This is a genomic window from bacterium, from assembly GCA_009926305.1.
Classification (GTDB): domain Bacteria; phylum Bdellovibrionota_C; class UBA2361; order UBA2361; family RFPC01; genus RFPC01.
This window is the reverse complement of record RFPC01000027.1, coordinates 1-12675: the sequence shown is the minus strand read 5'-3', so window position 1 is coordinate 12675 and position 12675 is coordinate 1. Positions and strand designations below refer to the sequence as shown.

The window sequence follows — 12675 nt, the reverse complement described above, 5'->3', positions numbered from 1 at the left end:
CGAACCTCACTTCTCCTTCCACAGTGCTGGCATGACGACAAACCGCACAATCTCCCCCTGTCCCTCTGCTGTCGAAATCGGCTCCTACCCTATTGCAGAATTCATGGAACGAAAACACGAGCTCCTCAAGGCAGGGAATACCGTATATGACTTTGGACCTGGCGATGACACCCTTCCCGTTCCTGAGATTGTACTACAAGCAGTCCGTGAGCATCTCTCATCAGAATCTCGATACCCCCTCGTCAGGGGTTTTGCTGAACTTCGCTCGGCTATTGCCAGCTATCTCGATAGACGCTTTCGGGTCTCAGTCTCCGAAAAAGCTATAATTCCTGTGACGGGGTCAAAAGAGGGGATTTACCATCTCCCTGCGCTCTTGATCGATGCTCACAGTACGCGTCGAAAAGTACTCGGTCCAGCTCTCGCGTATCCACCCTATGTTAAGGGCACCTTGGCTGTGAATGGCGAATACGTCGCGATTCAGGGAGGTGCTGACGAGGAGTACCTCCTTGAGCTCGGCGAACTCCCCCCAGCTCTCTTGAATGATGCTGCCATTGTATACCTCAACTATCCTCACAACCCGACTGGCAGTGGATGTACACTTGATTACCTCAAACGCCAAGCAGAGATTGCAGCTCAGTACGGAATATTGCTCGTCTCCGATGAATGTTACGCTGATATCTTTTTTGATTCTCCACCGCCATCAATCCTTCAAGTGGCTCAAGAAGGAGTGCTGGCTTTTCACAGCCTCTCAAAGCGAAGTGGGCTCACAGGATATCGAAGCGGATTTGTAGCTGGTGATTCGAAGCTTGTTGATGCATATGCTCGAATGAGAAATTCAATTGGAACAGCTCCGCCAGAAATGATCATGCATGCCTCCGTTGCTGCATGGAACGATGACCACCATGTTCATTCAAGAAGAGAAGCACTAAGACCGATCCGAGAAAGATTCATTGCCTTTTTCAACGAACTTGGTCTCGAATATCTCAAAACAGATGCCACGTTTTACTTATGGGCAAAAGCTCCCGAGGGGCACTCTGGCATGTCCTATGCTCAATCGTTGAGGGAAAAAGGAATATTTATCAGCCCTTCCTCATTCTTTGGCTCTGGCTCAGATGAATGGTTTAGAGTTTCGCTCGTACTCTCACTGCAAGATTGCGAAAACGCGTTCCAGATTTGGCGTACGGTATAACCAAAATCCGCACCAGCATGGCTGAAAACTCCGCAAATGCATATCTCACCAAGAGCTTCTCTTGATCAGAGCTGTTTTTCCCTGACTTTTACTTTGCCCTCTTTCGTGATTTCAGATATTCCTAAATAACAATAATCATTTGAGATTTGGGGTATCCATGAAGCGCTTACATCTGATTACGCTATTAGCTTTACTGTTCATTCTCTTCTCTGGTTGCAACAGCTCAACGGTGGATGAAGCGCTTGAGGTGATTAAAGACCCTGGTGATGCGCTCGACTTAGCTGACGGCGTTGATAGAAAGCCCATAGACCTCCAACGATTCGGGCTCAATGCATTCTCTAATCAGGCGTTCGCCGGCAGTATTTGCAACCAATTTTCAGAAATCAAAGACACGCTCGGAATCACTGCTGTTCGAGTCCTGTTCAATTGGGACGATAACGTACAACCAACACCAAACAGCAACATTAACTTTTCATTCTATGATGATATTCTTGATTGCATACCAGCTGGAATGACAGCATTAGTCATTCTCGCCGAAACGCCATCTTGGATGGCGAATAGCTCTGAATGGGAGAATGGCAATCCAAGGCTTACCTTCGCAAACCGTTGGGCAAGAGTAGTTGCTCGAAGATACGCTGGGAATCCGAAAATTAGTGGCTATCAGATCTGGAACGAACCAAATAATGCTGCTTTTCCATCCAATGCAAGGCTTTCCGTGCTTCAAGACCCGCTGAACTTTGTCGAGCTTACTTCCTTTGCCAGTCAGGCTATTCGAGATGAAGATTTGACAAAGCTTATCGTTAGCGGAGCTACCACTAGCATTGCGCAAAACTATCCTAGCGCGTTGAATTACAATAAAATCTTAGTTGATGCTGGTATCCTTACTCTTGTTGATATCTATGCAATTCACTATTACGGTACAAATTTCGAAAGGCTCGTCGGAGATGTTGATGACTTCCTGAAGACAATCTCACTGCCCATCTGGGTCACTGAATCTGGTAAAACCGGTGTGAACAATCAACTCGAATATGCGGAACGCACTCTTCCGTTTCTTCGCGAACGAGTAGGGGGCATTGATAGAATTTTTTGGTATCGATTTGCTGAAGATCTTCCAGCAACCGAGTCCTTTGGTCTACGAACTCCAGATCCAGATTTTCCAGTCTCAGACCTCTATATCTACCTTGCCAATCTCTAAGTGGCCTTTGCGGCCGTTGCTTGTTCCGCAACGGCTCTCACTACTCGTAGAGAAAGCCTGTTAGGTTTTAATACCGAGCGCCGTCTACCAGTTGCCAAAGCTGGGGCGAGGAGTGCAAAGCGTCCTAACAACCAGTGAATACGGGTTTTATTACGGCAGAAAAATTAATGGAGATAGCATCTTAGGAAAACTGCTCACAAAAATTTGACCTAGTTTTTCTAGCATGCTCTTTTAAAGAGGTGAGCCGCGTTGATTACACAACAGCGGCACTATGGTGGAAGTATTGAATATGAGCGAGCGACTAAACGGAGAAATTGTTATTATCGACGATAAGCCACAGGGGCTCCAAAACTTGAGAAAACTTCTCATTCTGGAGCGTTTTGATACGGTAATCGTCGGGCAGAGCAAATACGCGTTTTCGGGCGAACAACCAGGTGCTGGCCAAGATTCTCCAGATTCTCAACGGTCTGTAGGTGACGCTCAAAACAATAGCAGCATACTCTCAGCAGGAGATCACCAGAAAATTTTTATCATCTCCCTCGATCTCAAATCAGAGAATCCCTTTACAGTGCTCGATCAATTGCAAGCGAATTATCCAGAAGCTCGCTACGGATTCATCGGAACAACCTTTGATTCAAAGCAGGCTGAGGACTTTTTCGCTGCTGGTGTAAATGCGTTCTTCAGTAAGCCAATCAGTGTCGACAAGTTTCTAAGCTGGGTTACGAATTCAGAAACAGTAGCCATTGACGTGCATTCCGCCACATCAAACAGGGCAGCCTGAACATAATTCATCGAGCGCTTCTCGTCTCCTGAATCAGCCTATTTTTGCACAGACTCATTGCACAAAGTGCGAGAGCACTCGCCCGATAGCAATGACTCGCTATTACAATCTTGCGGTATCTCGCCACCGCCCACTACACTACCTCAGTAGATTGAATCAGTAGACATGCATGACAGTGTCGCTCCTCGGATGAATGTATCTCCCAATAGCACCGACCATGAGCTCTAAAGAAGTAATGATAAAAGATCGGGAGCCCGACTTCCTGTATTTAATGATGAGCGCAATATTTATTGCCTCACTTGTTAGCTGCAATCTGATATTCCAAAAGTTTTTTGTCTGGAATCCCTTTGGACTATATCGATTCGAAATCTCCGTAGGAATACTACCCTATCCAGTTACTTTTTTGGTCACGGATCTCCTTTGCGAACTCTATGGGCGTCGTGCGGCAAACCGAGTAGTACTCTCGGGCTTTATCGCCTCGATCTTCATCTCATGTGTTGTATTTTTAGCACTTAACGTACCAGCAACGGAGTGGTCTCCAATTGACAATGCTCTATTTGCCAAGGTTTTTGGCTTAAATGGCCCAGCGGTATTCGCTTCGATGACCGCCTATCTCTTAGCGCAACTTATCGATGTGCGACTTTTTCACTTTTGGAAGAGCGTTACTCGTGGCAAGCATCTCTGGTTGCGAAACAATTTTTCAACGATGACATCACAACTTGTTGATACCGCTTCAGTCCTCTTCCTGCTCTGCCTTACAGGAGTTATCGAATGGAGCCATTTTTTACCGCTTCTCGAAAGCGGCTATCTCTTTAAAGTGCTGGTCGCACTGTTTGATACTCCCTTGCTTTACCTAGCCGTATTTCTCGCACGAAAACGAAAGACACCTATCGTGACATAATGCCCGTCACAAATTTCTGCTAAATGCCAACCTACACCTCTTCCGAGTACCAAGCGGTGCGGTCAGTAACGACTCTAAAACACTTGTTGAAAGACTCTTACGAGGATGCTCGGCATTTCCCGTGTAAACATGAAAACCACCCCCATTAGTTAGTGAAATCACTGATGTTCTTGTCAAACCCTCCTTAGCAAGGCAACCTGTTAAAGAAGGCTGTTGGTCATATAAAGTATTAGGAGAGAAATATCTCTTGGAGCTTCTTAAGGCTTTTTCTCATCTTATCGATGAGCTCTATACACAAAGAAGAGGGAACATATTGTCTGAAAAAACGAGTCAAAACGGGAAAACCGCGACCCACAAGGGGGCAGACTACAAGGAAGCCGTTATCCCAGTAGAAGACTCAAGCACAGTTTTGGCAATTGCGGGAGAGAGAAATAGCCAGCTGAAAAAGCTTGAGCACCTCCTTGAACTCAAAGTATCAGTTGTACCAGAGGGATTCTTTTTAGCAGGAGCTGATAGTGATGTTGGGCTTGCGATGGATCTCCTTGAGCAGCTCACAGAACTTGTAGGACGAGGCGAAAAGATATTTTCTGGAGACCTTGAACGATGTGTTCGAATGCTCTCTTCGAATAAGAATCTACGTTTAGAAGATCTTTTTCGTGATCAACTCAAAATTGCAGGTCGAAAGCGAGTAATAGTCCCAAAAACATTTCGTCAGAAAGAGTACATCGAAGCTATTAAAGAAAACGATATTGTATTCGGGATTGGCCCAGCAGGTACCGGGAAAACCTATCTTGCTATGGCGATGGCCGTTTCCGCTCTTTTACAGAAAGAAGTGAAGAGGGTGGTTCTTTGCCGACCTGCCGTTGAAGCGGGAGAAAAGCTCGGCTTTTTACCCGGTGATATGGCTGAAAAGGTAAATCCATATCTGAGACCACTCTACGATGCTCTGCATGATATGGTTGACTATGACAAAGCCACAGAGATGGTTGAACGGGGACAGGTTGAAGTTGCCCCCCTTGCCTTCATGCGGGGAAGAACCCTGTCAAACGCTTTTGTAATCCTTGATGAAGCTCAAAATACGACTTCAGTTCAAATGAAGATGCTTCTTACCAGACTAGGTCGTGACTCTAAGTGCCTGATAACTGGTGACATAACCCAAATAGACCTGCCTCGTGGGACGAACTCAGGGCTTTCTGAGGCGATGAGACTCCTCAAGGGCATTCAGGGCATCTATATGGTACACTTTACTGAGGAAGATGTAATACGGCATCCTCTCGTATCTCGTATTATCGAAGCATACGAAAAGAAAGATGCAGGAGAAGACGTCTTCAGGCAAACTACTCCGAAACGGTCCTGATTCATTCGGTCGGCATCTCGGTTTCAGTCTCGAAAAATGGAATCGATACTTCGGTAATTCGATTAGGGAGGGGCAATCATGAAAAATACTATTTCTTACGCTGGAGCATACTGCTCGTAGCTCGCTCCGCTTTTTTCACTATTTAGAAAAATATGTATGAATGTATATTTTGAAAAATCAAACTCTTGTTTTCTATGCCCTCCTTCGCGTAAGCCAGAGCTCGTGAATACAAGTAAGATTTGATGAATACGAGTATGGATACACAGAGTCAGAATGCAACACCTCCAATAACAAAGTTTCGGGCATTTACCGGAATCGTTATTGCGATGCTCTGCGCGGTATCTGCGGAGTTTATTCTCGGGTCACTCAGCGCAGAAGATATTCTTCCATATGCGAAGAGCGGACGCATGGCGCTCACGTTCTTAACAATCTATACACTTCATCGTTTTGCACTAGCGAGCTTTAGCCGCTATTCACCGCGGCTTCGAGATCTGACAGCAATTGGCACTATCTTTATCGGGACTTTACTCATTGTCTGGATAGGACGATTTATCGCTCTTGCTGGAACTGACTATCTGAAGGGAATGGGCTTTGACCTTACAAACGGGCCTTTAGCCCTTGAATTTGCCATTCCCTTTGCGGCAGGAGCGCTTCTCCTTCAAGCCGTGCTGGGAATGCATGTTGGAATGTTTTTTAGTGTAGCGCTATCAATCACCATGGGAGTCTACTCTCCAGACGCGCTTGTTGAGGTTCCCTTTATTCTATCAACAACACTCATGGCTTGTTTAAGCCTTTCCCGATTTCGGTCTCGTTCTGCTTATATCAGAGCTGGCTTCAATATCTCATTAGTGAGCCTTCCTTTCGCGCTCTCTGCTATTATTCTTGAAGGGGCGCACCATCCACTGGATGTTATTCTACCACTCGGAGCCGCACTGCTTGGTGGTATCTTATGCAGTTTTGTAGCAGCTGGAGTTACACCGATCGTTGAAGCGATTGGAGGATATGTAACGGATATGCGTTTACTAGAGATGGCGACTCTTGATCATCCGCTCCTAAAAGAATTGAGTATTCAGGCTCCCGGAACATGGAATCATTCCATGGTAATGGGAATGATGGTTGAATCGGCTGCGGATGCAGTTGGAGCGAATCCAGTATTGGCGCGTGTGGGAGCTTACTTCCATGATATCGGCAAAATGAAAAAGCCACTGTATTTTGTAGAAAATCAAGTTGGCACTGAAAATCGACATGATAAACTTAGCTGTTCCATGTCTGCACTGATTATTCGCTCTCATGTCAAAGATGGTATAGAGCTGGCGAAAGCACACAATCTTCCTACCCCAATCGTGGACATGATTCCCCAGCACCACGGGACATCTCTGATCGAGTATTTCTATCAAAAAGCGAAAAAGGAACTACAGGAAAGTTCAGAAGAGGGTGGAGGAAGCGTTGATAAGAGCCTTTATTCCTATCCCGGGCCAAAACCGCAGACAAAAGAGGCTGGAATCCTCATGCTTGCTGATGGGATAGAGGCAGCAGCTCGTACGATTAAAGAACCAACCCCAGATCGCATCCAGGGGATGGTTCAGAAAATGATCAACAAGGTTTTTGCTAGTGGTCAACTGAATGAGTGTGATTTAACACTTAAGGATTTGCACCTCATAGCAAGAAACTTTGTCCGCATCTTAACAAGTATTTATCATCAACGTATTGCCTACGCAGAACCTGCTGAAAAAGGGGTAGCATCATCAACCAGCACTACTGAGACAAAAAGTTCAGAGACAAAAACGAGCGATGGTGAGGAAATCGAAAGCGAGAGCGCTCAGGAAATTATTTCTCAGTCGGGAAATAAAGAACTCAGCGATAACACGGTAAAAATCGAAAGCACTTCTCTCACCGATGCTCCGAGCTCAAGCTCTGTAACAGAGCAAACAACTTCTGAGACGAACAATCCTTCACCAGGAAAGGAAGAGGAAGAAGAAGCTCCGCGAAAAACAAAAGAAGAGGATCTGAAGCGGCTCGGTATTACATGATGAATAATCAACAAGGAATTCGGCAGTGGAATATTGATATCACTAGCGACGAACAAGCCTTTACAAAGCACGAGGAGTGCATACGAGCATTTCTACTGGATTGCCTACAAGAATTGTCAGATGAGCCTATCTCCAGCGCAATCTGCCATCTTAGCGTGCTCTTCACCTCCGATCCGGTTATTCAGGAATTAAATGCGACATATCGTGGCAAAGATCAATCAACAGATGTTCTCTCTTTCTCTCAACTGGAAGGGGATTCGGTCCTCTCGCAAAGCCTTGGTGATATCGTCATTTCACTCGATAAAGCCAAACACCAAGCCACGGAGTTCGGAGTCACCATCGCTCAAGAACTCTCTCGACTTCTCGTACATGGCTTACTGCATCTCTTCCTCTATGACCACGAGAATGTCTCTGAAGAAGAGGCTATGAAAATGTTTGAGAGACAAGATGAGCTTCTCCGTAAACATGAAATTGCGCATTTAGCTCTTTAACTACCTTCCTGTTCCAGATACTCTAGTGAATATGAATACGTTACCCGATCGGTCTGAGATCAAGTCACAACTTCCCCAAGTCCAACAACGCATTGAAGCGTTGAGGGGGTTTCTTTGACGTCCCAACGAAAGCGCGAAGACTCGAGGAACTCGAGCTACAGACACAACAAAGTGATTTTTGGGAAAACCAAGAAAAGGCCCAATCAGCCCTAAGAGAAAGAGCCTTATGTCAAAAAGCGCTCGATACGATGAAATTAATCGATGGGCTATACGACGACGTGGGAACAGCGTTAGAGCTCTCGCTTGAAGAGCCTGAGCTAATAGAGGAAGCACATAGCTCCTTAAGCAAACTCCAACAGCGGCTTAGCGACGAAGAATTTTTCTGTAAAATGAGCGGGGAGTTCGATCGCTCTAATGCCATAGTAGAATTCAACGGCGGAGCTGGTGGCACAGAGTCTATGGATTGGGCAAACATGCTCCTTCGTATGTATCTCCGATGGGCAGAACGAAAGGGGTTTCAAGTTGAAGAGCTGGAATATAATCCAGGGGAAGAAGCCGGTATCAAAAGCGCCACAATTCTTATAAAAGGTGAATATGCATATGGGCATCTTCGCTCTGAACAGGGGGTTCATAGGCTTGTAAGAATATCTCCATTCGATTCAAACGCACGGCGACATACCTCCTTTGCATCAGTCGCTGTTACACCCGAGATAGAGGAAGACGTTGATATAGAGATTGATGATAAAGATCTCCGAGTCGATACATATCGTTCTTCAGGAGCGGGGGGACAACATGTAAATAAGACTGATTCAGCCGTTCGGCTAACACATATTCCAACAGGACTTGTTGTTGCATGCCAAAATGAGCGCTCTCAACATAAAAATCGAGACAGAGCGATGAAGCTCTTGAAGGCAAAGCTGTACGAACTCAAGCGTAAAGAGCAATCTGAAAGAATGGAAGGGATTAAAGGAGAGAGGAAAAAGGTAGATTTTGGTTCGCAAATCCGCTCATACGTTATGCAACCGTATCAAATGGTAAAAGACTTAAGAACCAATCATGAATCATCGAATGTTGATGACATTCTTAATGGCGAAATTGATGAGTTTATTGAAGCGTACCTGCTGAACACCCAAGTCCTTTAGAGCAATACAGACCCCTAGTGCTGAAAGTAAAGATATCGGTTTTTTCAGCTAGTTAGCACTCATCTCCCTTTCAACACGAGCAAACTACCAGTTTTTTTTGATTAGCTTCTCAAATCAGAGAAAACTAACGGAGGCTTCTTAGTGAGGTAATATCCTTTCTCTGAAGAAAACTTCTCAAGAAAAGGAGCCAAGGGCGGTTCTTTTGTTGAAAAATAAGTAAGGTGAAGTGTGTTAGAGGATCCAAAGAAAGACGATGAAGGGTTGGAAAGAAGCTCTGAGCAATCCCCCAGTCCAAAAGCATCAGAGAGAGAAACTCAAGATTCACCACAAACATTCTATGGTCCGCAAAAACCATCTCTCGAATCTCCAATTCAAGAAACTGCCGATTTTATCAATGTTGAAGAACTTATTTCTAATCCGGAGCTAAGAGAGAAGCTCAAGCAAACCGCGTTAAATGGGAGAAACCATCATGTATTCTCAGGAGATGCGGGCATAACGTATCACGACCTTGAGAAATTCAGATGGAAAGGTGGGGTGCTCGGTATTTTGAATCTCGAGCGCGATGAAGCAGTGATTAAGGGTGAACGCTGGCTTCCGTATAGAGACATGGAAAAACTCCATTTTGCAACATCAACGTTTGCTGTTCCACGTCAAAATCCAGCTAGGGCTGCGTATGTGGTTACCGAGGAGCTTGATCGAGCGAGGAAACACAGTGATATTGAAGAGACTCAAGATATTGTCTCTCGAGTCAGTCGAAAGTGCTTTGATGCATTATGCCAGAATTATGGAGTTGACGTAAAAGATACCGAAGTTTTGTTTGATGATAATGCCTCGACAGCCCTATATCAGTATCTGGGTCATATCTATGGTAAGCGTAGCGAAAATATTCTCAAACCTGGTAATGGCATACTCACATTTTTCGATACTGGTCGAGTAATTCCCATGACTATCATGGGGAACAACCCAGAAGCTCAAAAGTTTAATTTTAAGCCGAATATCGATGCTTTCCAAAATGCAAAGCTCGCGACATCATGCCCTGCGTTAGGAGACAACCTGTTTCCCCACCTTGTATCGCACCTTAGAAACGGTAATTGCCTCTCAGATCAAGAGATTTTAAAAAATATCACGGATAAAATGGAAGGCATTGCAAATGAACCTCTTCCCCGTATCTTCATTCTTCCGACCGTAACACGACTGGGAAGACGACTCCCCTTTGTTGAGATGTCTATCGCAATTCGGGAGCATGCAGCTACTCTCAATACGCTTGCTGAGATGAAAAGCCTTCCACTTCCCTATGAGCAGCCACCTATTATTATTCTCGATGACTGTCAGGGACTTGGACGAGTAAGAGAGAAGCGTTATCTGACCGGCAGAGATGAAAGTGGGATCAAAGAGAGCGAGATTCAGACAGTATGGGACTATGCTGACGGAATAATGCTGACTGGTGCTAAAGTTCTTGGCGCACTGATGGGCTCCGGAGCTATGCTCATGAAAAAGTCTCACTTTGAAGAATATGCGACACCTTTTAACGATTCGGAGATAAAAAAAAGGTCTAGAAAATTTGCATTCTATTCAACGGATAAAAAACGAGTTGAAGAGTATAACCTCCATGCTAAAGGAGTTGTACAAACACCTGAAGTCGCCTCTTTGACAGTCGCTCTGGAAGAGATGCCGAATCTCGATCATTTTAATCATAAGATAGACTCTCGGCTGAAAGAACTCCGAGAGCATGTGATAAATACTCTAAAAGAAATACCCCATATGCACATCCTAGAGCCTGAAGCCAACGGGGGGGTGGAGTTTATCTCAAGTATTATCAGCTTTCATATTACCAAAGATGGGGTAGATTTAGGTGAGGAGCTGAAAAAACGACTCTCGATTCCACTTAGTGAAAGAGATGGCGTTGGAGAAGCTATCGATCCTATGTACGATATGAAGCCGATTACAATTCCATCCAAGGTGGAAGAGCAGCAATCCTCGTGGCTGAGAATCTCCTTCGATCCTCATCAAGTCTCTACATTGTCTGAGTATGAAGACTACGCTAAGAGGCTCGGATATCTCCTTGCTCGTATACAACGCGAAGTTGAGTTGTTATCAGAAGAATTCTAATTATCTCTTCTCTTTTTGAACCAGGCTGTCCATGGTAGTGGGTGGTTCTCATTTTGTATTTCCCATAGAATACAGGGGAATCTAACTACTGCTTTTAAAGATTTTTCCCACTATGAACCGCGAGCTTACTCCAGAATGTAAGAGCTACCTCAACATTGAACATCTGTCTGAAGACGATTGTAGAACTATCATCAATAAACTCATACCAAATACTCGGACAGCGGGAGACGTTAAAATATCTGGCAATATTCCGGGACTTGATTTCCGAGGAACGGTTCTTGGAGAACTGAACTCATCCACAACCTCCTCAGCTAGTACTGGGAAAACTCACGGAAGAAGATTTCCATATACCGAGCTAGAGCAATTAGCATTTCACTCATGTACGCTTGGCATTCCAAATCGAGAGTGCGCCAAGGCTGCGCTAGCTATCTCGCTTCTGATCTCTGAATATGAGAAGTCACCCAAGCAGATACATGCGCTGACTGCTACAATCTGCGCCGAAACTTTTCGTGGGCTCTGTGACATTTATCATCTTCCTCCTGAGAGCACTGAAGCATTCTTTGATGACAATGCAACAACCGCGCTATGTCAACTGCTTGCATTGATTCCTGACGTATCTTCTCGCTCAATTTTATCATTCAGTGATACGGGAAGGCTTATTAATCCAATCCTCAAAGGCACTTGGCCCTTTTCTCATGATGCGAATTTCCCTGCTGCTATCGATATTTGGAATAATAAGAGACTTGACGCTCTTCACTACTCGAGGAGTTCACTACCAAATAACGTATATAATATTCACACCTATGCTCCGCATCGGGTAACACACGATGACATCCTCGAAAAAGTATCTGGAATTGCAACTACAGAACGCGTATCACTCGCCATTATTCCAACGATTACAAGCTCTGGATACTGCATACCTTTTAAGGAAGTTGCTCAGATATTACGCACTCATCCGAATACGAGAGATGCAGTTATTCTTCTCGATGATTGCCAGGGGATTGGTCGATTAAATCTCAAAACCGGGGAAAATATTTTCGGAAATAGAGAGCACGAACTATGGAGCGACTTTGATGGAGTCTTTTTGACCGGGGCAAAGGTACTCGGCTCATTGCTCGGGAGTGGAGCGATCTTATGGCAAAAAGACCGTCTTAACTCCCACTTTACCCGCTTTGAGAAATCACCGCTAAAAAAGAGGCATCGTCGTTGGGCATTCTACTCTGAAGATCTTGAAAAAATATCGGAGTGGAACGAGGTGAGTCGTGATGCAGGAATGGCTCAGGCACCGGAGCTCACTTCTCTGCTTGTAGCACTGAAACGACTAAAGAAAATCTCTCTGGCACCATGGAAGAGTAATGCACTGGCGGAAGAGCTTCATGTCTTGCTCGCAAATAATTCTATCCTTCCCCAAGATACACTCTCTCCATTCAATGAAACTCAGAGTGATTCCATCTTAAGTTTTTACCTGGAACGACAAGAG

At 45.0% G+C, this 12675-nt stretch carries 10 protein-coding genes; all 10 read left to right on the top strand.

The features are described 5' to 3' along the window. Positions 1 to 31 precede the first annotated feature (31 nt). Entirely contained in the window at positions 32 to 1189 is a 1158-nt protein-coding gene (locus EBR25_06175) for an aminotransferase class I/II-fold pyridoxal phosphate-dependent enzyme (GenBank protein NBW40581.1), read from the top strand. A gap of 157 nt (positions 1190 to 1346) precedes the next feature. Continuing rightward, a complete protein-coding gene (locus EBR25_06170) occupies positions 1347 to 2384 on the top strand; it encodes a hypothetical protein (protein NBW40580.1) in 1038 nt (345 codons plus the stop codon). A 271-nt stretch (positions 2385 to 2655) separates the two neighbouring features. Next, positions 2656 to 3165, top strand: coding sequence for a hypothetical protein (locus tag EBR25_06165; protein ID NBW40579.1), 510 nt, complete (start codon positions 2656 to 2658; stop codon positions 3163 to 3165). Between the two features lie 217 nt (positions 3166 to 3382). Then, on the top strand, positions 3383 to 4066 hold the full coding sequence (locus EBR25_06160) for a VUT family protein (protein ID NBW40578.1): 684 nt from the start codon (positions 3383 to 3385) through the stop codon (positions 4064 to 4066). Between the two features lie 532 nt (positions 4067 to 4598). Beyond that, positions 4599 to 5423 carry a PhoH family protein gene (locus tag EBR25_06155; GenBank protein NBW40577.1) on the top strand — a complete coding sequence of 275 codons (825 nt, stop codon included), beginning with the start codon at positions 4599 to 4601 and terminating at the stop codon, positions 5421 to 5423. 242 nt (positions 5424 to 5665) lie between these two features. Then, entirely contained in the window at positions 5666 to 7453 is a 1788-nt protein-coding gene (locus EBR25_06150; protein NBW40576.1) for an HDIG domain-containing protein, read from the top strand. Beyond that, complete coding sequence (ybeY, locus tag EBR25_06145; GenBank protein ID NBW40575.1) at positions 7450 to 7944, top strand: rRNA maturation RNase YbeY; 495 nt, start codon at positions 7450 to 7452, stop codon at positions 7942 to 7944. The genes EBR25_06150 and ybeY overlap by 4 nt, the downstream gene beginning before the upstream one ends. A gap of 31 nt (positions 7945 to 7975) precedes the next feature. After that, positions 7976 to 9086 (top strand): peptide chain release factor 2 gene (gene prfB / locus EBR25_06140; GenBank protein ID NBW40574.1). Its coding sequence is split into 2 segments (ribosomal slippage): positions 7976 to 8059 and positions 8061 to 9086, totalling 1110 coding nucleotides; the frame shifts between segments, so codons are not numbered across the junction. Between the two features lie 228 nt (positions 9087 to 9314). Beyond that, complete coding sequence (locus EBR25_06135) at positions 9315 to 11195, top strand: hypothetical protein (protein ID NBW40573.1); 1881 nt, start codon at positions 9315 to 9317, stop codon at positions 11193 to 11195. A gap of 112 nt (positions 11196 to 11307) precedes the next feature. Beyond that, positions 11308 to 12675: hypothetical protein (locus tag EBR25_06130; GenBank protein ID NBW40572.1), on the top strand; the 1368-nt coding region annotated here is incomplete at its 3' end.